The 21,618-nt window shown below is 69.5% G+C and carries 19 protein-coding genes and 2 pseudogenes; 10 read left to right on the forward strand and 11 right to left on the reverse strand.

Annotated features, from left to right (window positions below; translation table 11 throughout):
* Positions 1-801 precede the first annotated feature (801 nt).
* From ACFY8O_RS14130 to ACFY8O_RS14145, 4 genes are all read left to right on the forward strand, one after another.
* Positions 802-1,452: a GOLPH3/VPS74 family protein gene (locus tag ACFY8O_RS14130; RefSeq protein ID WP_387901757.1), complete on the forward strand. Its 651-nt coding sequence runs from the start codon at positions 802-804 to the stop codon at positions 1,450-1,452.
* 169 nt (positions 1,453-1,621) lie between these two features.
* Entirely contained in the window at positions 1,622-2,257 is a 636-nt protein-coding gene (locus ACFY8O_RS14135) for a DUF3159 domain-containing protein (protein ID WP_387901760.1), read from the forward strand.
* Between the two features lie 31 nt (positions 2,258-2,288).
* Positions 2,289-3,539: a phthiocerol/phthiodiolone dimycocerosyl transferase family protein gene (locus ACFY8O_RS14140; protein ID WP_387901762.1), complete on the forward strand. Its 1,251-nt coding sequence runs from the start codon at positions 2,289-2,291 to the stop codon at positions 3,537-3,539.
* 170 nt (positions 3,540-3,709) lie between these two features.
* Complete coding sequence (locus tag ACFY8O_RS14145; protein WP_387901765.1) at positions 3,710-5,131, forward strand: FAD-binding oxidoreductase; 1,422 nt, start codon at positions 3,710-3,712, stop codon at positions 5,129-5,131.
* 1,164 nt (positions 5,132-6,295) lie between these two features.
* On the opposite strand, the gene ACFY8O_RS14150 is transcribed toward ACFY8O_RS14145, so the two are convergent.
* Both ACFY8O_RS14150 and ACFY8O_RS14155 read right to left on the reverse strand, forming a co-directional pair.
* Entirely contained in the window at positions 6,296-6,706 is a 411-nt protein-coding gene (locus ACFY8O_RS14150; RefSeq protein WP_387901767.1) for a transposase, read from the reverse strand.
* Positions 6,707-7,044: 338 nt separating this feature from the next.
* Entirely contained in the window at positions 7,045-7,245 is a 201-nt protein-coding gene (locus ACFY8O_RS14155; RefSeq protein WP_387901769.1) for a hypothetical protein, read from the reverse strand.
* A 274-nt stretch (positions 7,246-7,519) separates the two neighbouring features.
* Here ACFY8O_RS14155 and ACFY8O_RS14160 point away from each other — a divergent pair, with 274 nt between their 5' ends.
* Positions 7,520-8,746, forward strand: a complete 1,227-nt coding sequence (locus tag ACFY8O_RS14160; protein ID WP_387901772.1) for a cysteine desulfurase-like protein — start codon at positions 7,520-7,522, stop codon at positions 8,744-8,746.
* Between the two features lie 239 nt (positions 8,747-8,985).
* Here ACFY8O_RS14160 and ACFY8O_RS14165 read toward each other — a convergent pair whose 3' ends face one another.
* Together ACFY8O_RS14165 and ACFY8O_RS14170 are read right to left on the reverse strand one after the other, a co-directional pair.
* Positions 8,986-9,453, reverse strand: a complete 468-nt coding sequence (locus tag ACFY8O_RS14165; RefSeq protein ID WP_387901775.1) for an ArsI/CadI family heavy metal resistance metalloenzyme — start codon at positions 9,451-9,453, stop codon at positions 8,986-8,988.
* Between the two features lie 45 nt (positions 9,454-9,498).
* Positions 9,499-10,866 carry an NAD(P)-binding domain-containing protein gene (locus ACFY8O_RS14170; protein ID WP_387901777.1) on the reverse strand — a complete coding sequence of 456 codons (1,368 nt, stop codon included), beginning with the start codon at positions 10,864-10,866 and terminating at the stop codon, positions 9,499-9,501.
* 141 nt (positions 10,867-11,007) lie between these two features.
* On the opposite strand from ACFY8O_RS14170, the gene ACFY8O_RS14175 reads away from it, so the two are divergent.
* A complete protein-coding gene (locus ACFY8O_RS14175) occupies positions 11,008-11,370 on the forward strand; it encodes an ArsR/SmtB family transcription factor (protein ID WP_145805383.1) in 363 nt (120 codons plus the stop codon).
* A gap of 560 nt (positions 11,371-11,930) precedes the next feature.
* On the opposite strand, the pseudogene ACFY8O_RS14180 reads toward ACFY8O_RS14175, so the two are convergent.
* Both ACFY8O_RS14180 and ACFY8O_RS14185 read right to left on the reverse strand, forming a co-directional pair.
* Positions 11,931-12,326, reverse strand: a pseudogene (locus tag ACFY8O_RS14180) (ArsR/SmtB family transcription factor).
* Between the two features lie 11 nt (positions 12,327-12,337).
* Positions 12,338-12,667, reverse strand: coding sequence for an ArsR/SmtB family transcription factor (locus ACFY8O_RS14185; protein ID WP_387901780.1), 330 nt, complete (start codon positions 12,665-12,667; stop codon positions 12,338-12,340).
* Between the two features lie 396 nt (positions 12,668-13,063).
* Between ACFY8O_RS14185 and ACFY8O_RS14190 the strand changes: the two genes are divergently transcribed.
* Entirely contained in the window at positions 13,064-14,173 is a 1,110-nt protein-coding gene (locus ACFY8O_RS14190; protein WP_387901783.1) for a permease, read from the forward strand.
* A gap of 274 nt (positions 14,174-14,447) precedes the next feature.
* Here ACFY8O_RS14190 and ACFY8O_RS14195 read toward each other — a convergent pair.
* From ACFY8O_RS14195 to ACFY8O_RS14205, 3 genes and pseudogenes are all read right to left on the reverse strand, one after another.
* Positions 14,448-15,083, reverse strand: a pseudogene (locus ACFY8O_RS14195) (FAD-dependent oxidoreductase); the annotation flags it as partial.
* A gap of 68 nt (positions 15,084-15,151) precedes the next feature.
* On the reverse strand, positions 15,152-16,234 hold the full coding sequence (gene arsB, locus ACFY8O_RS14200) for an ACR3 family arsenite efflux transporter (RefSeq protein WP_387901785.1): 1,083 nt from the start codon (positions 16,232-16,234) through the stop codon (positions 15,152-15,154).
* Positions 16,231-16,539 carry an ArsR/SmtB family transcription factor gene (locus ACFY8O_RS14205; RefSeq protein WP_145805405.1) on the reverse strand — a complete coding sequence of 103 codons (309 nt, stop codon included), beginning with the start codon at positions 16,537-16,539 and terminating at the stop codon, positions 16,231-16,233. Before ACFY8O_RS14205 ends, arsB begins: the two co-directional genes overlap by 4 nt.
* A gap of 71 nt (positions 16,540-16,610) precedes the next feature.
* Between ACFY8O_RS14205 and ACFY8O_RS14210 the strand changes: the two genes are divergently transcribed.
* Complete coding sequence (locus tag ACFY8O_RS14210; protein ID WP_145805407.1) at positions 16,611-17,039, forward strand: arsenate reductase ArsC; 429 nt, start codon at positions 16,611-16,613, stop codon at positions 17,037-17,039.
* A 727-nt stretch (positions 17,040-17,766) separates the two neighbouring features.
* Here ACFY8O_RS14210 and ACFY8O_RS14215 read toward each other — a convergent pair.
* Complete coding sequence (locus tag ACFY8O_RS14215; protein ID WP_387901788.1) at positions 17,767-18,225, reverse strand: methyltransferase domain-containing protein; 459 nt, start codon at positions 18,223-18,225, stop codon at positions 17,767-17,769.
* Between the two features lie 179 nt (positions 18,226-18,404).
* Here ACFY8O_RS14215 and ACFY8O_RS14220 point away from each other — a divergent pair, with 179 nt between their 5' ends.
* Positions 18,405-19,595: a DUF2235 domain-containing protein gene (locus ACFY8O_RS14220; protein ID WP_387901791.1), complete on the forward strand. Its 1,191-nt coding sequence runs from the start codon at positions 18,405-18,407 to the stop codon at positions 19,593-19,595.
* Positions 19,596-19,811: 216 nt separating this feature from the next.
* On the opposite strand, the gene ACFY8O_RS14225 is transcribed toward ACFY8O_RS14220, so the two are convergent.
* Positions 19,812-20,672 carry a nuclease gene (locus tag ACFY8O_RS14225; protein WP_387901794.1) on the reverse strand — a complete coding sequence of 287 codons (861 nt, stop codon included), beginning with the start codon at positions 20,670-20,672 and terminating at the stop codon, positions 19,812-19,814.
* A 377-nt stretch (positions 20,673-21,049) separates the two neighbouring features.
* Between ACFY8O_RS14225 and ACFY8O_RS14230 the strand changes: the two genes are divergently transcribed.
* On the forward strand, positions 21,050-21,583 hold the full coding sequence (locus ACFY8O_RS14230; protein WP_145805425.1) for an SMI1/KNR4 family protein: 534 nt from the start codon (positions 21,050-21,052) through the stop codon (positions 21,581-21,583).
* Positions 21,584-21,618: the final 35 nt, after the last annotated feature.

Below are 21,618 nucleotides of genomic sequence, written 5' to 3' on the forward strand. Positions count from 1 at the left end.
CGCACCTCACTTCAGAATCCCGCCCGTGCGTGATTCTGCGCCGGCTTGGTGAACTGACGCACCGCAAAAGCGGACAGAGAATAGGTCCTGCGTCCTCAACCGAGGTGGTCTCGACGACCCAATTCGCGGTTTCTGACGGCGCAGGTCAGACAAGGCAGAGGGAAAACCCGCGCCTTGCCCTCGTCGCCACCCCGCTCACAGCACACCGCCTGGCCAGTTCAAGGGGAGACCGCCCCGTCATCGGCGACTCCGATTGCACCAGCGGCCTCTCCCACTGCTGCTACCGCACGTCCAGCACACCTTTCACCGACGTCGACTCCAGCCTCCGCATCACCGCGATCGCCCGGCCCACCCCGGTTCGAGGGACTGGCCCAGCGGCACGGCTAGGGCCCGCCGAGAGCCCGGCACGAGAGGTCCTGTGCATCCCGCACGGCCTGTCGGGACGCCCCCTGGCGCGAGGCGGACCCCGGTTACGCCTCTGTCACGACGGCGGACTCGGTGCGCACCATGCAATAGATCCAGAAATTTCCATCCTCCAGGTCGTACAGAACTATGCCGTAACGTCACCAGTTTCATGGCTCGGACCGGAGGTAGGAGAACCACTGAAAGGCAAATCAGGGGCGATGGCCTAGCGGCTACTCCCTGATGGGTGGGCGAACACCCAATTCGTTCCTCCTGCCCTTTGACAGGAATTAGAGGAAGGGAGGGCGCGACCGATGAGCCTCTCCCCTGCGCGCATTTCACTCTCTTATCGGGGATAGATACTCTTGCCCACTTCGGCTACCACAAAGGGGAGTTCTGATGCCCACGACTCTCGCTCAGAAGCTGTATCTGCTCTGCTACACCGTCAAGAAGGAAAAGTTCCAGCTCGACAACATTCAGGGGCGCGGCCAGCTACTGCGGGCCGGGGCGATGACTGAGCTGGCCCGTAACGGTCTGCTGGACGCGACCGGGGGGAAGGTTCGGCGGCTCTCCGGAAATCCGCCTGAGGATCCGTTCGCGGCATCGGTCTGGTACGACCTGCCCGAGGACAAGCCCAAGGGCTGGCTGAAGTTCCTGCACAACAAGGCGCACACAGCCGAAACCCCGGTCCGCGACCAGTTGCTCGCCTCCGGGGATGTCGCCATCGAACGCCAGAAAAAGCTGGCGGTCGTGTCCACCAACAGGGTCACCGTGGTGCACCCGGACCTGGTGCACGCCCTGCAGGACCGGGTGCGCGCGATCGTGCGCGACAGCGCTCCCGCCGATGACCTGACGGACGAGCTGGCCATGGCCGTCCTGGCGGTCGAGCTGGAGCTCACCTCGGTGTGGAGCAAAGAGGACCGCCGCACCCACAAGTCCGCCCTGAAGGCGCAAGCGGCGCGGTTCGACGCGTTCGTCCCCGGACTGCGCAAGGCACTGCGCGATTCCTATCTCGCGAGCCGGGCCGTGGGGGGCGGCTGGAGCGCCTGAACCGCACCACGACCGCAACGAGAAATCCCCGAGAGACGCTGCAACCGCAGCCCGTGACCAGGAGTGACCGATGACCCAACTCGAAGGCGAGCACGCCCCCTCCCCAACTCACGACCGCGGCAACACAAGCGCGCCGCCCCCCGCCCCGGGTTCACCCATGCTCGAGTCCATGGGCGGAATCGTGGGCTTCGTCTACTCGACCGTCCCGGTCGTGGTGTTCGTGATCGCACTCGCCTTGCTGTCGACGAAGGCAGCCGTGATCGCGGCGGTAGCAACCGGTGCGGTGCTCACCGTGGCCCGGCTGGTGCGTGGGGAACGTCTTCTCGCCGCTTCGGGCAGCCTGACCGGTGTTCTGGTCGCGGCAGGCATCGTCGCACTCACCGGATCCGCCAAGGACTTCTTCCTGCTGGGCATCTGGGTGGCCTTCGCAGGATTCCTCGCCACCTTCGGTTCGGTCCTCCTTCGCCGCCCCCTGACCGGTGTGGCGTGGAACCTCCTGCACGGTCGCGCGCACGCCTGGCGCGCGGACCGTCAGGTTCTGCGGGCACACGACATAGCCACGCTCGCAGCGGCAAGCGTCCTCGGCGCCCGGTTCGTGGTCAAGCAATGGCTCTACCTGCACGACGCCACGGGCTGGCTGGCATTCGCGAAGATCGCCATGGGCACCCCCCTCACCGTGGTCGCCGCACTGGTCGTCGCCTGGGCTTTCCGTGCAACGTCCAAACGTCTGGTGGACAGCCGACCGGTCCCGACCATCGCTCAGCACGAGGCCGAACTCCCCCCTCGTCAGGATGCGTCCAGGTAGCAAGCAATCACATCAGCGAGGAAGGAGCCTCATGTCGATCAGCCACACGCAAACAGAGACGGTGCGGGAACTCGGAGCCTTCGAGCGGACCATCGATCTCTACATGCACCGAAACCCTGTCCAGTTCTCCCTGGTCGCCGAGATCGACCGTACGGTCTGTGAGCGGACGCTGGCACGGGCGCTGAAGAAGGTGCAGGCACGACACCCGCTGCTCCGCGTCTCGGTCGACCGCCGAGCCCCCCAGGCCCGGTACCGCTGGGCAGAGGGCCCGATCAGGATCGAGACAGCCACCGAGGGAACGCCCTGGCAGGCGGTCGTCGCTGGTGAGCAGACGCGCCCCATCGCGCCGGAGCCCGGCCCGCTCATGCGGACCATCCTTATTCCCGCGGAGACCGGCAGCATCATCGTGCTGACCTTCGCCCACCAGATCACCGACGGCACCGGCGGCACGCGGGTGGTGGCGGATCTCGTCGCCGCCCTCGACGGCGACGAGGAGGGCGGCCGGCCGACCCCGGGGCGGGATGTGCCGCCCTCCCAAGAGGCCCTCCTGCAGGCCCTCGACGCGGCGACGCCTCCCGTAGGGCCGCCCCAGGACGAGCTGATGAACCCACCCGGCGAGCTGACCCCATTCTCGGGACGGGCACCGCACGTCTCCGCCTTGGCCCTGCAACGCGGTCTGACCACACGCCTCGTGGCCCGCTCCCGCGCGGAGGGCGTGTCCGTGCACGCCGCACTGTGCGCTGCCGCCGGCACGGTCTTCCACCGCGCGGGCCGCACCCGGGTGAGGGTGCTGAGCCCGGTCGACCTGCGCCGTGCCACGGGTCTGCCCGACGCCGTCGCCAACCGCTTCGCCGGAGCGCGGACAGTCAGCGAGGCATCCCAGGCCGACGATTTCTGGAAGCTGGCCCAGCATCATCACCAGGCTCTGCAACACGAGCGGACACCCGGGTTGCTCAAAGCCGGTTCGCAGGCGCTGGCCCATCAGCCGCCGACCACCCCCGAGGAGGCCGAGGCGATGATGACCGCGGTCACCGCCGCCGACATCCAGATCACCAATCTCGGAGTGGTCGAGGCGCCTGCACACGGCCACGCCCGTCTCACCGCTCTGTGGGGACCGGCGCAGACCACCCAACTGGCCGGTGAACACGTCCTGGGTGTCGCCACCTGCGGAGGGCGCCTACGCATGACGGAGCTGACCCACGACCCCATGGCCGTTCTGCTGCCCGACATGGTCGCCGTCCTCGCCCAGCAGTGCACCGAACCCGGCGCGCCCTCCTCCTGACGCGTGCAGGGCACCGAGCACCGTCCCAGACACACCGTCGGCCATCCGGCGGTTCGAAACGCCCGGGACGCCCTCGCCGAACGGGCAGAGCGCCACCGAACCGACCCGGCCACCACATCCACACCACGCCCTCGACAGCCGCACCCGATGAGCGACACACAGGAGTGACCATGCAGTCCCGTACCGACGCCCACGAAACAGCCGATACCTCCTTCCTGGCCGAGCTGCGGTCCCGTATTCCTGCGGACCGTGTGCTCACTGGCGGACCGGAGTACACGCGAGCCGTGGCGCTGTTCAACGCAGCGGTCGATGTCCGCCCTTCGGTCGTCGTGCGGTGCGCGAGCAGCGCTGACGTGCAGGCGGCAGTACGCGCTTCCCGCAACCATGGAGTGCCACTCTCCGTGCGTGGCGGGGGTCACGACTTCTGGGGCCGGGCGTTCCGTCCTGGTGGGCTGGTCCTCGATCTGACCGAGATGACTGACGTGCAGGTCGACGTCACCCACGGTTACGCGACGGTCGGCGGCGGGGCTCTCTCTTCGGACGTGGTCTCAGCCGCCGAGCGGGCGGGCCTGACCGCCGTCACCGGAACGGCGGGCTCCGTCGGCATGGTCGGCCTCACGCTCGGCGGCGGCTACGGTCCCCTCCTGGGCCAATTCGGGCTCGCAGCCGACAACCTGCTCAGCGCCGAGGTCGTCCTGGCCGACGGCTCACGAGTGAACACCGACGCCGAACACCACCCGGACCTCTTCTGGGCGTTGCGCGGCGGCGGCGGCAACTTCGGCGTCGTGACCTCGGCACGGATCCGCCTGCACCCCGTACCGACCGTCATCTCGGGAACCATCCTGTACCCGATCGACCAGAGCGCCGGCATACTGGCCGACCTCGGCGGGATCCTTCAGGACAGTCCCGACGAGCTGACGGTAGACGTGGGGTTCCTTCCCGGCCCGGATGGCAAGCCGACGGTCTACGTCGCGCCGACCTGGTCGGGGAACCTTGAGGCGGGCAACGCCCAGAACGGGCCGGTACGCACGCTGGCCGGACTCGGTACACCCGTGCTCGCCGAGATCGGACCGGTCGCCCGTTCCGCAACGCTGGCAGCGACGGACGCCATGTTCCCCCCGGGACGCACGGGCGCGATCCGCACACGGACCGTCCAGAGCGTAACGGGCTCCATCGCAACCGTCCTGGACCGGGCCGCCCGGGAGTTCACCTCACCGTTCTCCGCAATCGTGTGGCACCAGTTCCACGGCGCAGCCACCCGCCCAACTCTCGGTTCAACGGCTTTCGGCCGACGCGAACCACACCTCATGGTCGAGCTGATCTCCATGTGGGAGAACGGCGAGAACAAGAACCACACAGGCGGTGGCGAAGACAGGTCCTCGCACCTGCGCTGGCTGGAAGAGACTCACGCAGCCCTGGAAACGTTCTCACTGCCGGGTGGCTACGTGAACTTCCTGGGGCCGGAGACCCCCGACCAGGTAGCGAACTCCTACGGGCCGAACACCGAACGCCTGCTCGCCGTGAAGTCCGCAGTCGACCCGGACTCAGTCTTCTCCGCCACACCGCTCCCTACATCCACCGCCGACGCCTGATCCCCGCGCGGGTGAGGTGAAGGAGAGATCGCCGGCCTGTCAGCGGCAGCGACTCCTCATCCCTGCCTTGGCGATTGAACAGCGACGGAAACTGTTACTCGGGGGGTTCTTCCAAATGTCGGGCCAGCGCGAGAAGGACTCCGGCCAGCTGCCCCACCGCAGGCCCCCGGAGCCTCCCATCCCCTCGGAAAGCGTTCCCCGAACGCAGCGTCAAGCACGCTTGTCCACCGGCTGTCCACCGGAGCAAGTGACTTCGCGGCGACCGAAGGGCTGAACTGCACCAGGCAGCAGGTCAGAACCTTGCCGGAGCTAGGCGCCAGCGAGAACACAACTGAGACCTGCGCATTACATGCACAGACGAGCGGTACCCGATTTGGCAGGATCCCAAGGTCATCCCCAACAGGAAACCCCAGGTCAGAAGCCTGACCTGGGGTTCACCGTTGAGCCGCCTTCGGGATTCGAACGCGAGACCTACGCATTACGAGACCGAGAGCGATCGTGCCGGGTGGTGCCACCCGGTCCCGCATGGTGACGTTTTCCCTGATCAGACCATGTGCGACAGGTTTCCTCGTGCAGCCTCGTGCTGACTCGTCCAAAGGCGTCTGTCCACCGGCTGTCCACCGGAGGGCGTCTCCGTTGGGCTATCAGTGACCATCTGCTTGCGCTGGTGAAGCGGTCGATGCGGGTCACCGTGCACCGTCCGATGCACTTGTCAGGACCATACAACCGCCGCACGCACTCCAGGCAAGTCGATCGCGCATCTGGCGTGCACGCCAGCAGGTCATTCCGAATCCATGCCCTGGACACTACTGGGATGGCACCGCGGGCACGGCTTGGCAGACCCATCTCGTGCACGGTTACTCCAAAACGAAGCCACCATCGATGTACCAGGAGCTGCTGGCCAGCGCCTGATACATCGCAGCTCGCCACAGGTTCGGGTCTTCCTCGGCCAATCCTGCGGCTTCGTCCCGGAGGTGATCGCCGACCATTGACGGGGCCTTGCGTTTGAGGATGTACCGGAGACTGCTCATTTCCCGAGCTGCCTGCGAACCATAGAGGGACGCGAGCCCGAACATACGGAAGTGCCCGTGCACTCGCGTTGTGAGGACGGCGTCCCACGCCGACGGCGGCTGCACATAAAATTCGACGGCTGCGGGGGCTACCTCATGCACGCGAGCAAAGAGCCACTGTTCTTTGCCGAGCCGAACTGGTGAGGAGCCGCTTCCAGTTCGTCTCCCCGGCGAAATACTTGGCCGCCTTGCGCAGGATGTCCCGTTCGGTCGCGAACTTGCGCTCACTTGCCTCGAGCTCGGCGACCCTGGCCTCCAGCTGCCGGATCCTCTCGTCCGGTTCCGAGGACGGGGTCGTCTGAGGGGCCCGGGTCGCCGGCCTGGTGTCCCGGACCGCGGCCGGGCCGGCGCTGCGGCGTTCACGGCCCCGCAGCACCCAGTTCCGCAGGGTGTTCCTGTTGATGCCCAGGTCAGTGGCGATGCTTTTGTAGGTCGCCCCGGGTGTGGACTCGAACAGGGCCACGGCATCGGCCTTGAACTCGTCCGAGTAGTCCTTCATCGCCATCGGCGGTCTTCTCGCTTCCTCCGGATCAAGCAGATCCAGTATCAGCGTGTCCACCACTCAGGGGGAGGCCCCTTGAACATCGTCCGTATCATTGAGGCACTCCTGAACATAGGCTCCCTGCCTGCGTTTTTGCAGGTCAAGTGCTGTTTTCGCAGTCTACAACGAGTCGCAGGTCCAAGCAGTTGGCCCGAGGTTTCTCAGGACTCATGATGACCACGTGCTGACTTCACTGTCGCATCATCAGGCAGCGACGGACGGCTCCCGCCCGCTTCCCGACCTCCGCCCCACGACCCTCAAAGCCTACGCAGCACTCCTCTCGAGAGAGCTCGTGATCATCGTCACCCCGTCACCCCGACAATCGGGTCGACGATGTTCTTGACGTGGGTTCCGGGCACGTCGTTCAGTCGGGGGTCGGCATCGAGCAGGAGGATGTGGGCGGTGGGGTGGTGGTCGAGGACCTCACGTTGCGCAGCAGGGGAAGAAGACGGCCGCCGCCCCGCCTCCACGAGCCGGCCGGCCTCAGGCTTGATGCGGAGCAAGGCCGACCCGTCGGCCACCGCGGGGGAAGGCGAGCACCTCGCATCTCGTACGATTCAGCGCACATGCCTCACCCCTGCCACTTCCCAGCCACCGCTGTCCGCACGACATAGTCCTCGAAAGGCGTGGCTTTCCGGCCGAGAATGAGCCTGGAGTCCCTGGTGCGGCTCGGGGTACGCCCGAGCCGTGTCAGCTGCCTGCCGCCCAGGGCGAAGGAGCGCGTCAGCTGATCGCCGCCGCTCCGCCCGCCCGCCCCGTCCTTCTTCGGAGTGCCCCTTGAGCAGTGAGACCAACGAGACCGGCGCCACCCTCGATGTGCAGGCGATCCGTTCCTGCTTCCCCGCGCTGAAGGCGGGCACTGCCCGTTTCGACGCCCCCGGTGGCACGCAGACGCCTCAGCAGGTGATCGACGCCATCAGCGAGTCCCTCACCCGTCCGCTCGCCAACCGGGGGGCGCTCACGGAGGGCGCCCGGAACGCCGAGGCGATCGTCGTCGGCGCGCGGCAGGCTCTGGCCGATCTGCTCGGTTCGGAGCCGGAGTCCGTGGTGTTCGGCCGCAGCGCCACGCAGCTCGTCTACGACCTGGCGCGCACCATGGCCAAGGACTGGGGCCCGGGTGACGAGGTCGTGGTCTGCCGGCTCGACCACGACTCGAACATCCGGCCCTGGGTGCAGGCGGCGGAAGCGGTGGGCGCCACCGTCCGCATGGCCGACTTCGACCCCGCCACGGGCGAGCTGGGCACCGAGCACATCGAGGCCGTGCTGTCCGCGCGCACCCGGCTGGTCGCCGTCACGGCCGCCTCCAACCTCATCGGCACCTGCCCGGACATACCCGCCGTCGCGGACCTGGTGCACCAGGCCGGCGCGCTCCTCCACGTCGACGCGGTGCACTACGCCTCGCACGCCACCGTCGACGTGGCCGGTCTCGGCGCGGACACCCTGGTCTGCTCGCCGTACAAATTCCTCGGACCGCATCTCGGTGTGCTGACGGGCCGCCGGGAACTGCTCCTCAGCCTGCGGCCGGACAAGCTCCTGCCCTCCAGCGACGCCGTGCCCGAGCGTTTCGAACTGGGCACGCTGCCCTACGAACTGCTGGCCGGGGCGACGGCGGCCGTGGACTTCCTCGCCGGTCTCACCCCCGGCGCCGGGAGCCGCCGGCAGGCTCTGATCCGCGCGTTCACGGCGCTCACCGCACACGAGGACCGGCTGAGCGCCCGCATCGAGAAGGGCCTTGCGTCGCTGGACGGCGTCACGGTGTACTCCCGGGCGGCGCGGCGCACCCCGACCACCCTGTTCACGGTGGCCGGGAAGCAGCCGGGCGAGGTCTCCCGGCTCCTCGCCGAGCGCGGAGTGGACGCCCCCGCCGGGTCGTTCTACGCACTGGAGGCGTCCCGGCGGCTCGGCCTCGGTGACGAGGGCGGCGTACGCGTCGGTCTCGCGCCGTACACGAGCGACGAGGACATCGACCGGCTCCTCGACGCGCTCGACGTGGCGCGCGTCTGACGTGGCGCGCGTCTGACGTGCTGGCAAGTACCGGAGCGGGGCTGCCTTCACGGGCCACGCTCCGGTACGGCCGGCCTCGGTCCCGCCGGGCCCCAGAGGTCCCGGTGCAGTCGCGTTCCGGACGGTGCCCCAGCCGGTGATCCGGGTCGCGCGAAGCGCGGGCAGGACGGCACGAGGCCGCGACCGGTCCCCAGCTCCGGTCGCGGCCCCGCGGGCGTGAAGGTTCGGTCGTCGAGAGGTCAGCAGCATCCTCCGGCGGTGGCCGGTTCCCGCGCCTCGCTGTCGGTGGTGAGGGTCGGGCCGGCGCAGCAGGTGCTGCCCTGCTGCTTGGTCAGGGTGTCGGCATCGGCCTTGACGACGTAGACCTCCCACGGTTCGCGGCCGGGGCCGTGAACCCACACTTTGTCCTGGAGGGCGTGACAACAGACGGTGTCGTTCTCCTCCGTCGGCGCCAGGCCCTCCGCGCCCAGGCGGGCGGTGGCCGCGTGGACCGCCTCGGTGCTGGCGACCTCCACACCGAGGTGGTCCAGACGGGTGTCCTCGTTCTCAGTGCCTTCGATGAGGACGAGCTTGAGCGGCGGTTCCGCGAGGGCGAAGTTGGCGTAGCCCTCACGGAGCTTGGCCGGTTCGGTGCCGAAGAGCTTCGTGTAGAAGGCGACGGATGCCGCCAGGTCGGGAACGCGCAGGGCGAGCTGTATGCGGGGCATCGTTCCTCCAGCTGCGGGTGGGTGGATGGGTCGGATGGGACAGGGTCAGCAGCCACCCGAGGGGGCCGGGGCTCCTACGCCGATCAGGAGCGCCGCCGGCGTCGCGCAGCAGCCGTCGCCGTCGGTCGTGGTCTCGGCGGGCTGGTCGAAGAGGCCGGCGCCGCCGCAGACCCCGGTCTCGGGGAGCACGAGCTCGACGCGCTCGGCGGACTCGCGGTCCCCGGCGACGGCGGCGACGACCGACCGGACCTGTTCATGGCCGGTGAGGGCCAGGAAGGACGGAGCGCGGCCGTAGGACTTCATCCCGACCAGGTACACGCCCTCCTCCGGGTGTGCCAGCTCCTTCACTCCGTGCGGGTGGACGGTGCCGCAGGAGTGCTGGTTCGGGTCGATGAGCGGGGCCAGCCCGACGGGCGCCTGGAGTCGCTCGTCGAGGCCCAGACGCACTTCGCCGAGGAAGGTCAGATCGGGGCGGAAACCGGTCAGGACGATGAGCTCGTCGACGGGTTCGAGCCGCCGGCCGTCCTCGGCGACCAGGGCCAGGCGCTCGCCGTCCCGCTCGATCCGGTCCGTACGGAAACCGGTGACGGCATCCGCGTGTCCCTCGTCGACCGCGGCCTTGGCCGCGAGGCCGAGGGCTCCGCGGGCGGGGAGCTGGTCGGCGCCGCCCCCTCCGAAGGTGGTGCCCGAGATACCGCGCCGCAGGATCCATGTGGCGTGGGTGCCCGCGCCGTCCGTGGACTTCGCGAGGGTAGCGAGCGAGGCGAGCGCCGTGAAGGCCGAGGCGCCGGAGCCGATGACGGCGGTGCGTCTGCCTGCGTGACGGGCGCGCACCACGGGGTCGTTGAGGTCGGGTACCCGGTAGGAGATCCGCTCCCGCGCCGCGTGCTCGCCGAGGGCCGGGAGCCCGTCGCCGCCCGCCGGGCTCGGAGTGGACCACGTCCCGGAGGCATCGAGGACCGCTCGGGCGAGGACGCGCTCCTCGCGCCCGTCGCCCCTCCGGATGTGCACGGTGAAGGGCTGCTTCTCGCGGTCGCCGTCGACGACACGGTCGCGTCCCACGCGGGAGACGCCGGTGACCCGGGCGTCGAACCGGATCCTGTCGCCGAGGACCTCCGCGAGCGGCTGTAGGTAGGCGGTCGCCCAGTCCCCTCCGGTCGGACAGGTGTCCGCGTCGGGCTTCACCCAGCCGGTCGGGGCCAGGAGCTTCTCGGCGACCGGGTCGACGAGCTCGCCCCAGGCGGAGAAGAGCCGCACGTGCGACCACTCCCGGACCGCTGCTCCCGCCTGCGTGCCGGCTTCGAGCACCAAGGCTTCCAGGCCTCGGTCGGCGAGGTGCGCGGCAGCGGCCAGGCCGGCGGGTCCGGCGCCGATGACCACGACGGGCAGCTGGTCGGTGGCGGTGAGGTTCACGACTCTTCCCCTTTTGATTCGACGTTTGTCGATCTCTTGCATCTCCAGGATGGCACTTGATTTGATGAGCGTCAACATAGACATTCATCGAATCCATCGGGCGCACGGAAGAGTTGGTTCGACGTGTGTCAACATAGATACATGTCGAACGTGAAGGTGCTGCCGGTACTCGAGCCCGAGACGGCGCCCTGCTGCCCGCCACTGAACGAGCGGCCTCTCACCGCCGAGGAGGCCGAACGGACCGCTGTGATGTTCAAGGCCCTGGGCGATCCGGTCCGTCTGCGGCTCTTCTCCTCCGTCGCCTCGCACGAAGGGGGTGAGGCATGCGTCTGCGACATCTCCGACGTCGGCGTCTCCCAGCCCACGGTCTCCCACCACCTGAAGAAGCTGAAGGAAGCCGGGCTCCTCTCCTCGGAACGGCGCGGCACCTGGGTGTACTACCGCGTCGAGCCCAGCGTCCTCGCGGCCATGGGAGCCCTGCTCACCAAGGCCGCCTCGGCCTGACGGCGCAGGAGCACCCGCGCGCAGTGCGTCCGCCTGGAGCTTCGCCCAGCCTCGGACCACTGCCCGAACGCGGGACTCCCACCCGCGTCCGGAAGACTCCACCCGAGGGCCGGATCAGCCGCCCGAGCACGAATGCGCCGCGCTCGACGAGGCCGGCCGGGTGCCGGCAGCAGCGAAGGTCTCCGGCCGGTGCGCGCACGTCGGTGCCATTGACCACTCCGCCTCCGCGCGCCCCGACGCGCGAGGACAGGGCGTCGTTCGGCACGATCGAAGGCGCTCGTCGACTCCACCGTGGCGGCCGGGGTCCGGACCGTACGGTCCGGTACCTCCCCGGAGAACTCCGCCAGCCTCCACCTCCGTACGGGCGTCCAGGTCATCGGCACCGGAGAGCGGCGTCGACGGTCACCACGGCGTCCGGCGCGACACCGTTCTCGTGGAGCGTCGCAGCCCGCACCTCGGCTGACGCAGCCGAGCATGGGCGACCGGATGCATGCAGACGGTCGCGCCACAAGAGAAACGGCGCCGCCGCTCCCTGTGGGCAGGGGCGGCGGCGCCGGACGTCAGGAGGCCCGGGTCGCCAGAGAGAGGCCTTCCTTGCCGGCCCCCTCGGTGTCGGCGAGAAACGCGCCCAGCGAGGCCAGGACACCGGGCGCCGGGCGGTAGTACACCCAGGTGCCGCGCCGCTCGGAGGTGAGGAGGCCCGCCTCCCGGAGCTTCTTCAGGTGGTGGCTGACCGTGGGCTGGGAGACGCCGACATCGGCTATGTCTCAGACGCACGCCTCGCCGTTGGGGTGCGATGCCACTCTGGACAGGAGACGGAGCCGGACCGGATCGGCCAGCGCCTTGAACATCGCCGCCATGATCTCGGCGTCACCTTCGGACAGCGCGGCGGTCACGAGGGGTGGGCAGCAGGCGGCGACGGTCACACGCGACAGGTGCGGGGTCGGCTCGGTCAAGGGGCCGGCCCTCACGCCGAGGCCGCGGGGCGGCCCATGACGGCGTCGGCAGCACTGGGAAAGCAGGCCACACAGGCGACGTTGATGGAGTAGAGCATGGAGGTCCCCTGACGCTCGCGCAGGACGAACCGTACGTCGGCGAGCAGCTTCAGGTGGTGGGACACCGTCGACTGTCCGACGCCCATCCGGTCCACGATCTCTCCGACACTCATCGGCGCGGTCGCCAGGGCGAGGAGGTTGAGGATCTGCACGCGGGTGGGATCGGAGAGGGCCTTGAACCAGGTCGCGTAGGACTCGGCCGTGGTTCGGTCGATCAGCTGGGCATTCATCGTACCGCTCATGATCCATCGATGTTATTCGATAACCAGCCGTGACGGCAAGGTTCGCCCCAACTGGGGACGGGCCTCGGAGGACCCGGCCGGACCGATCGACGCCTCACGTAAGAGCGGGACCGTCGGCATGAGTGACCGCCTGCATGCCACACGAGGCCCCTCCGCACAGGTACGACCTGGAAACAAGCCCCGTTTCGGGCAATCGTCGTCGACGAAGCGGGACGGATCCCTTCGGGGCGACGAGCCGCTTCCGGTCCCATTTCCGCCGCCCTCTTTAATCGTCTATCATCGATCTTCGATAGAAGGGGATGGCGCTCGAGCCTCCCCACGCGGGTCGCCGCGTCTCCCGTCCGTGGGTTCACGGCGCCGCTCCCCTATGTGTCACCGTCTCAGAGAGGTTCACCTGTGGACGAATTGCTGGCCCTCGGCCGGTTCATCGTGTTCGAGGTGCTGCACTATCTCCCGTGGTTCCTGGTCGCCATCGTTCTGGGGATCGCCGTACAGCGTCTGTCGATCGACGTGGTCGCGCGCCGCAGCTTCGCCCACGGGCGCAGGGGCGTCCTCGGCATCGCCATCGTGACGGCCGTCGGAGCGTTCAGCCCTTTCTGCTCCTTCACCGTGATCCCGCTGATCCGCCGCTTCCTGATCGCCGGCGTCCCCCTCTCGGCGGTCATGTCGTTCTGGATCGCCTCTCCGTCCATGGACCCGGAGATCTACGCGCTCTCCGCCGCACAGCTCGGCATCCCCCTCGCCACCGCACGCCTCATCGGCGCCCTGGTACTGAGCTTCGGCGCGGGTCTCGTCGTCCTCGCGCTCGAACGGCGTGGACGGTTCGCCGATCCGCTGCTCGACTCGACGGAGGAGAAGGCACCCGCGAAGAGCTGCGGGCAGGAGACGGTGGCCGTGCCGGAGCCGGCCTGCTCCGCCGCGAAGGCGCCCGCACCCGAGACCGTGGCCGTCGGAGGCGGTAGTGGCTCCGCGGGTGGCTGTGGTGGTTCCTCCCAGGAGCCCGAGTCCGCGGCCGGTGACTGCTCCACCGCCGCGCGGAACGACGCGGAGGACGACGGCACCCCCTGGCGCGTCCTCGTGCGGCGCGACATCAAGAACCTCCGCGCCGGCGAGATCCTCAAGGAGATCGTCAGCGACTCGCTGATCCTCGGTAAGTGGCTGCTCCTGGCCATCGTCCTGGAGGCCCTGATCGTCCGCTACGTGCCCACCGACGTCGTCTCGGGCATCCTCGGCACGGACGGCGCCCTCTCCGTCCTGGTCGCCGGGCTCATCAGCGTCCCGCTCTACCTCAACGGCGTCGGCGCCATCCCGGTCGTCGAGGGCCTCCTGGACCAGGGCATGGTCGCGGCGGCGGGCGTCACCTTCCTCCTCGGCGGGGCCATCACGACGATTCCCGCCATGGTGGCCGTCAAGAGCGTCGTGAAGACCAAGGTCTTCGCCTTCTACCTCGGCGTGGGCCTTCTCGGCAGCGTGGGCATCGGTCTCGTCACGCTGTCCCTGCTCTGACCCGGTACTTCTCCCCACTCCCCCACCCACGCTCCTGCGGCGACCTCCGACGCCGCAGGAGCGTCGCCGTACCCGCTGACGTACACCGTGCGCACCCCTTCCGCGGGAGCGCTCCGAGGCAAGGACGACGCATGACCGCATCGCCGCGCCCGGCCATCCCGGGGTGGAGGAACCTGATGGCTGCCGTCCTCCGCGCCTTCGCCGCGGTGTCGGGGGTGAGCCCCGCCGCCACGTGGGCGGCCGCGACCGCCAAACCGGCGCCGGTGGCGCCGTGGTCGAAGAGTGCACGGCCGTCGATGTCGTCGGCCAGGAACCGCGCGGGTCGCCGGGTGACCCAGGTGAGTTCGGTGTCGTACGCGAGATCGGCGGCGACCTGCGCTCCGGAGTTCCCACCCCCGACGACGATGACCCGCATCCCGGCGAACTCACCGGGAGTGCGGTAGTGGACGGTGTGGAGCTGCCGCCCCCGAAAGGAGGCGCGCCCCGGCACAGCGGGGAGGAACGGCCGTGACCACGTTCCGGTGGCGCTGATGACGGCGCGGGCGCTCCGAACACCGGAGGCCGTCTCGACGCGCAGGTACGCGCCGTCGCGGCGGACCGCCTCGACGCGCACGGGCCGGTGCACGGGGAGCTCGTACCGTCACTCGTAGTCGGTCAGGTAGTCGACGACGTGCGGGGCGTCGGGGTACGTCTCCTCCTGCTGCGGCGGCATGAGGCGACCGGGCAGGGACGAGTACGCGGCCGGGGAGAAGAGGCGCAGCGAGTCCCACGCGTGTTGCCAGGCCCCGCCCGGCGCGGGCTCGGCGTCCAGGACGGCGAAGTCGAGGCCACCGAGACGGCGCAGGTGGTATCCGGCGGCGAGTCCCGACTGGCCGGCGCCGATCACGACGACGTCGAGCGCCCGGCTCATTTCCTCGGCTTCCCTTCTTCCGGCTGCGCCTCGCCCCGGTGGAGGGCGAGGCGCGCAGTGCGGAGTGGCTACCGCTGGGCGGCGGCGAACTTCTTGCGCCAGGCCAGCGACACGTGGACGAGCGCGACCAGGACCGGGACCTCGATGAGAGGCCCGACGACTCCGGAGAGTGCCTGGCCGGAGGTGACACCGAAGGTGGCGATGGCGACGGCGATGGCGAGTTCGAAATTGTTCCCGGCAGCGGTGAAGGCGAGCGTCGCCGTGCGGTCGTAGGCGAGGCCGATGGCCTTGCCGAGCGCGAAGGTGCCGAACCACGTGACCGCGAAGTAGACGAGGAGCGGGAGGGCGATCCTGGCGACGTCCGAGGGCTGCGAGGTGATGGTCTTCCCCTGGAGGGCGAAGAGGATGACGATCGTGAAGAGCAGACCGTAGAGCGCCCACGGTCCGATCCTCGGCAGGAACGCCGTCTCGTACGACTCCCGGCCCATCCGCCGCTCACCGATCCTGCGGGTGAGGAAGCCGGCGATCAGCGGGACACCGAGGAAGACGACGACGTTCAGGGCGATCTTCCCCATGGAGACGTCGAGCTTCTCGCCCTCGCCCAGGCCGAGCCATCCGGGTAGCAGGTCAAGGTAGAACCAGCCCAGAACGCCGAAGGCGGCGACCTGGAAGACCGAGTTCAGTGCGACGAGGACCGCGGCGGCCTCTCGGTCGCCGCAGGCGAGGTCGTTCCAGATGATCACCATGGCGATGCAGCGTGCCAGGCCGACGATGATCAGGCCGGTGCGGTACTCGGGCAGGTCCGGCAGGAAGATCCAGGCGAGGGCGAACATGAGCGCCGGACCGAGGATCCAGTTGACGACGAGCGACGAGACCATGAGCTTCTTGTCGCCGGTGACGGCGTCGAACCTGTCGTACCGGACCTTCGCGAGGACCGGGTACATCATGACCAGCAGGCCGACGGCGATGGGCAGCGAGATGCCACCGATCTCGACCGCGGCCAGCGCGTCGTCCAGGCCGGGGACCAGCCGCCCGAGCCCGAGACCGAGGCCCATGGCGAGGAGGATCCAGACGGCGAGGAAGCGGTCGAGCGTCGACAGCTTCGCGGCGACGACGGAGTCCGCCGGAGCGAGGACACGAGTGGGAGTCACGGACAGGCCCTCTTGTTCTGAGCAGCGGTACGGGCGCACTCCGCCAGGTCTGCGAACTGGCCGGCGAGCTGGGCGATGACGTCCGGCTTCAGGCGGTAGTACGTGAAGCGGCCACAGGGCTCGGTCTCCACCACGCCGGCCTCGCGCAGCACGCGCAGGTGGTTGGAGAGGTTCGTCTGCCTGGCGCCCGTCTCCTCGACGAGGTGGGTGGTGCAGAGGGTCTCGTGGGCGAGCAGGGTCACGATCCGGAGCCTGAGCGGATCGGCCAGAACCCGGATCAGATCAGTATCGACTGACGTCATCATGGACTGATACTGTCACATCACTCGCTGCTGATACCAGCCGGGGCTGACCTCTTGCCGCCAAGGAAGATCCCATGACCACCGCTCCGCTCGCCTCCGTGCTCTTCGTCTGCGTCCACAACGCGGGCCGCTCCCAGATGGCCGCCGGATTCCTGCGCCACCTGGCCGGCGACCGCGTCGAGGTCCGCTCCGCCGGTTCGATTCCCGGCGACCGGGTCAACCCGGCCGCCGTCGAGGCCATGGCCGAGGTCGGCGTCGACATCTCCGGCCGGCAGCCGAAGGTGCTGACCACCGAGGCCGTGCAGGCGTCCGACTACGTCATCACCATGGGCTGCGGCGACACCTGCCCGGTCTTCCCCGGCAAGCGGTATCTCGACTGGGCCCTGGAGGATCCGGCCGGCCAGGGTGTCGAGGCCGTCCGTCCGATCCGCGACGAGATCAGGGGCCTGATCGAGGGGCTGGTCGCCGAGATCGACGCGAAGCAGGAGGCGCGACCCCGCTGACCGGGGCGATCGCTGCGACCGGACGCTCGACCTCGCGGTGGTTCTTCTGCGGCCGGCTTCCCCATGAACACCAGCTTCTGCCCGTCGCGTTGGCGGACCTGACGGGCGGGAGCTGGCACTTCCCTCCACTGCCACGAGCGAACGCGGTTCAGCCGGCAACGAGACTCGTTGCCGGCTGAACCGCGCTCCTCACCGCATGAACCGGCGATCCCACGAGCTGCCTGAGGCCGTGCCGGGGAGGGCTTTCGCTGGAACCCGCTGTCCGGCAGGAGCGGGTCATGGCGCCGATGAGGGAGCTCGGCTGCGTCCGGGTGCCCGCGTGATCCGGCGGGGGCGCTGACGTACTGGATGCCACCGCCTCGTCAGGGAGTGGACGTCATGAAGGATCGTCAGGCGCTTGGGGGCGTCGGCCGGCTGAGCCGAGGGGCGACGGTCTCCCCCACCGGCGTGGGCCCGGCCGACAGCTCAGGAGCCGCATCACGCGGATGCGTGTGGGGTCTGCCCAGGATCGGAAACCAGCGGGCGTACTCCTCGGCGGCCTCCCCTTCGAGTGACGTTCGGGACCCCGCGATCCTGGGCGGCCACAGGGATCGCTCCGCCCCGGCGAAGCGCGGACCGGTCGTGTCGTCGGCAGCGTGACCGGCCGGCCGCGACCGCGAGGGGACGCGGGCGGGTACCACGGCGCGGGCCGGGGCCGGAGCGTGCGGCTCCGGCCCCGGCTAGATGATCACGTCGACGGTGTCGGCGGGCAGCGGGATGGACTCGATCGTTCCCTTGAGGAGGACGACGTTGTCGATCTCCGCGTCGGCGACGTTGGGGCGGCAAGGGCGAGCATCTCCTCCAGGAAGTCCAGGCCGAAGACGCGGCCGTCGGGGCCGACGCGCCGGGCGCTGAGGATGACGTCCAGGCCGCCGCCGGAGCCGAGGTCGAGGACCGTCTCGCCCTCGCGCAGTTCGGCGACGGCGCTCGGGTTGCCGCAGCCGAGGCTGGCGAGGAGGGCGGCGTCCGGGGCGGCACCGGGGCCGATCTCGTCGTACGCGGCGGGGCCGAAGGTCTGCGGGTCCGGCGAGCAGGAACGCCCGTCCACCCCGCCTGACCCGATGGACCTGGGCCCGCCCTCGCGACGAAAGCGCGACGGCGGGCCCAGGAGCACGACCGGGATCTCGGCGGCTCCACCGGCCGGCACCCGCACGGGGTGGGCAGGGACCGCCCGGATCCCGCACACGGACGGCCCGTCGCAGAGCGCCTCAGCCCCGCCGCCGAGGTCGCGCCCGCACGGATGGCGGGGCCCTGCGGGTGGTGGAACCATGGAAGTGGTGCTTTACGCCTCAATGCCACTCCACGCTCTCGCGAGGAGGGATGGTCATGGCCAAGCGTCTGGTCGTCTGTTGTGACGGCACATGGAACTTCGCCGACCAGCCGAGCAAGACGAACGTCGCCAAAACGGCTCTGACTGTGCGTCAGGGAACTGCCGGCGGGAAGGACCAACGGGTCTACTACCACAGCGGAGTCGGTACCCAGCACGGGGAGCGACTCCGGGGCGGCGCCTTCGGTGCGGGGCTTTCGCGCAATGTCACCGACGCCTACCGCTTCCTCGTCGAGACGTACGAGCCCGACGACGAACTGTTCCTCCTCGGCTTCAGCCGGGGCGCGTTCACCGCCCGCAGCCTGGCGGGGCTGGTGCGTAACAGTGGCATCCTCCGGCGGGAACACGCCGATCGGACGCAGGCGGCGTGGTCGCTCTACCGCGACCGGACCGAGCATCCCAACGGCGCGGCGTCCACGTTGTTCCGCCGTTCGTACGCCCACGAGACGGGGATTCGCTTCATCGGGGTGTGGGACACCGTGGGTGCGCTGGGCATACCCCTGCCGGACGCGGCACCGCTCCAGGCGGCGGTGAAGGGGTTCAACCGTCGTTGGGCGTTCCATGACACCGAGCTGAGCGGCTGGGTCGAGGGGGCGTTCCACGCGCTGGCGATCGACGAGAAGCGTTCGGCGTTCCGGCCGGCGCTCTGGCATCAGCGGCCCGACGCCGCCCGGCAGGGACAGGAGCTGAAGCAGGCCTGGTTCGCCGGGGTGCACTGCGATGTCGGTGGCGGGTACAAGGAGGCGGGGCTGTCCGACATCGCGCTGCTGTGGATGGTCGACCAGGCCCGGCGCTACGGACTGGAGTTCGACGAGGAGGCGCTCAGCGCGGCCGGGCCGGAGGAGATGGCGCCGCGCAGGAGCGTCGACTTCCGGGTCGAACCGGTCGGCGCGGGTGAGCTGCACGAGTCCCGGACGCGCATGTACCGGCTGGCCAAGGCCTACCACCGGCCGCTGGGCAGCGCGGTGAACGACAGGAACGAGCCCGACGGGAACGAGTTTCTGACGGTACCGGCGAAGGAGCGCTACGAGCGTGACACCGGATACCAGCCGCCGGAGCTCAGGCGGTATCTCACCCGCCGGGAGCGAGTCAGGCTGGAGCCCGTCCTGCTGCCGGATCTCGCGGCAGGCCTGCCGCCCATGCCATCCGCCACGTCCGTGCCGGGGACCGGTCGCACCGACCGCCGCTGAGGCGGCCGCACCCTTGGTGCCGCAGGCCTTCGCCGGCGAGGAGTCCGCTCGCGGCCCGACGAGGAGTCCGTCCGCTTGCGGCCCGCGCGCCTGGACCGCGTTGTGGCCCGCGCGCCTGGACCGCGACGACGCCTCGCTGCTCGCAGGCCCGCCGGGACGGCCTCTCAGCGGGCCTTGTGCCAGCCGGTTGAGCGAGGCCTTCCCGTCTCAGGAGTCTCAGGAGTCCTCGAACAGCAGATCCTCGGGCGGGCGGATCATCCGCACGGCAGCGTCGTTCGTGGTTTCCACGGCCCGGTGCAGTCCCACACAGCGTTCGCCCGTGGACAGGATGGAGAAGCGGTCCCCCACGCCCGCCAGGAAGGCAGGGAAACAGGCGAGCGGCGGCGTGCCGAGGTTCAGGTAGTCCACCAGGCGGCGGAAGAGCTTCGGCAGGAGCACGGCCTCGTCCGTCAGGGTGGACAAGCCGGCCACCTTCACTCCGGTCAGGGTGTCATCGCTGGCCCACAGGCCCCGGCCCTCTGTCCGCGCCTGCGCGGACGTGGTGGTCATCTCGGCGCGCAGGCTGGTGAACAGGCTGCGATAGAACGTCGGGTAGGCCAGCCCCACCGCGAGCATGTGGTGGTTGAGCGTCGTCCTCAGCACCGCGGGGTCGACGTCGATCTCCCGGCCACTGTCGCCAGGGGGTGCGCCCCGACCAGCCAGGGCGATGCACCGGCCGTGGACGTCGGTGCCTCGGGTGAGGACGAAGCCGGGGACCGTGTCCGGGGTGGTGGCCCTCACGCTCTCGCCCTCACGCCGGACCTCGGTGAAACCGATCCAGCTCAGCAACTCCTCACGTGCGGCGTGGGCGAACTGCAGGGGCTGGTGGACACGGTTGGCACCGTAGTGCGTCTCCAGTGCGTCGATCGCGTCCAGCCGCAGCTTCGCGCGGCCGGTGGCGCTGTGGTCGACGGCGCGGCCGAGCCCACCGCCCACGAGGTCCCACTCGGCGGGGTCGCCGGCGGTGAAAGCCACCGTGTCCCCGTCCGGCTGGGAGCCCTTGACGTCGTAGAAGCCTCGGATCAGAAGCATCGGCATGGCGACTCCTCGGGGTGGTCCCCCTGCCTCCAATTATGGTTCTGACCAGGGCATTTCGCACTCCGTGGAGGGTGACGTACCCGCGCTGCGCGTCCAGTTGACGAGACGCGAAGGCCCTTGGACCCTGGGCGCCCGGGCGTTACCGGCGGCGGAACGGGTGCGCGCCACGGCAGGGCGTCACGAGCGCACGTGCCAGTAGGTCCGGCCGGCCGGTCCGGCGCGAGGAGGACGGTACGCCGAAGGGCCCGACGGCCTGGTTCACCATCGCTCCGGTCGGCACCGGGGGGCACCGGTGGCGGGCGCCACCTCGGCTGATCGCTACCGGCCGCGCCCTGGCAGCCCCGGGGGCGTCGTGGTGTAGTCCGTAGAATGCGCTCATGGCCGTGTTCGATGAGGTGAAGGCGACGTTCTGGGGCGAGGGGACGTACGGGGTGCAGCCGCCGTTGACCGACGCGGCTGTCCTGGACGCCGAGGGTCAGCTCGGTGTCCGCCTGCCGGCTTCGTTGCTCGAGATCCTGCGGGTCCAGAACGGCGGTCCGGTGGCGGATGCGTGGAACGCGTTCCCGACGGATGAGCCGACGTCGTGGAGCGAGAACCACGTTCCGCTCGACGCCCTGATGGGGATCGGACGTCACGAGGGCCGGTTGTCGTTGCTGGACTCGGCGTACCTGATCGAGGAGTGGGGCCTGCCACCGGCTCTGGTCCTGCTCTCCGGAGACGGGCACTCCTGGGTCGCTCTCGACTACCGGAGGTGCGGGGCCCGCGGCGAGCCGTCCGTGACGTGGTTCGACGCAGACGACCGCACGGAACTGCCCCTGGCAACGGATTTCGCCACGTTCGTCGGGCGACTCACCTCGGATTCGTCGTTCGGTCTGCAGCAGCGGACAGACACCGATCAGAGGGTTCTGTGACTGCCGACCGGCCTGTACCGCCCCCGAGTTCGGAG

Origin of the sequence: Streptomyces argenteolus (assembly GCF_042902585.1) — a bacterium.
GTDB lineage: Bacteria > Actinomycetota > Actinomycetes > Streptomycetales > Streptomycetaceae > Streptomyces > Streptomyces argenteolus.

Excerpts from the sequence above, each read along its gene's own strand:
- ACFY8O_RS14150 (WP_387901767.1), bottom strand. The coding sequence starts at position 6,706 with ATGGCGATGAAGGACTACTCGGACGAGTTCAAGGCCGATGCCGTGGCC.
- ACFY8O_RS14165 (WP_387901775.1), bottom strand. The coding sequence starts at position 9,453 with ATGCCCCGCATACAGCTCGCCCTGCGCGTTCCCGACCTGGCGGCATCC.
- ACFY8O_RS14210 (WP_145805407.1), top strand. The coding sequence starts at position 16,611 with ATGACCACCGCTCCGCTCGCCTCCGTGCTCTTCGTCTGCGTCCACAAC.
- ACFY8O_RS14130 (WP_387901757.1), top strand. The coding sequence starts at position 802 with ATGCCCACGACTCTCGCTCAGAAGCTGTATCTGCTCTGCTACACCGTC.
- ACFY8O_RS14175 (WP_145805383.1), top strand. The coding sequence starts at position 11,008 with ATGTCGAACGTGAAGGTGCTGCCGGTACTCGAGCCCGAGACGGCGCCC.
- ACFY8O_RS14220 (WP_387901791.1), top strand. The coding sequence starts at position 18,405 with ATGGCCAAGCGTCTGGTCGTCTGTTGTGACGGCACATGGAACTTCGCC.
- ACFY8O_RS14140 (WP_387901762.1), top strand. The coding sequence starts at position 2,289 with ATGTCGATCAGCCACACGCAAACAGAGACGGTGCGGGAACTCGGAGCC.
- ACFY8O_RS14185 (WP_387901780.1), bottom strand. The coding sequence starts at position 12,667 with ATGAGCGGTACGATGAATGCCCAGCTGATCGACCGAACCACGGCCGAG.
- ACFY8O_RS14230 (WP_145805425.1), top strand. The coding sequence starts at position 21,050 with ATGGCCGTGTTCGATGAGGTGAAGGCGACGTTCTGGGGCGAGGGGACG.
- ACFY8O_RS14145 (WP_387901765.1), top strand. The coding sequence starts at position 3,710 with ATGCAGTCCCGTACCGACGCCCACGAAACAGCCGATACCTCCTTCCTG.
- ACFY8O_RS14135 (WP_387901760.1), top strand. The coding sequence starts at position 1,622 with ATGGGCGGAATCGTGGGCTTCGTCTACTCGACCGTCCCGGTCGTGGTG.
- ACFY8O_RS14205 (WP_145805405.1), bottom strand. The coding sequence starts at position 16,539 with ATGATGACGTCAGTCGATACTGATCTGATCCGGGTTCTGGCCGATCCG.
- ACFY8O_RS14225 (WP_387901794.1), bottom strand. The coding sequence starts at position 20,672 with ATGCCGATGCTTCTGATCCGAGGCTTCTACGACGTCAAGGGCTCCCAG.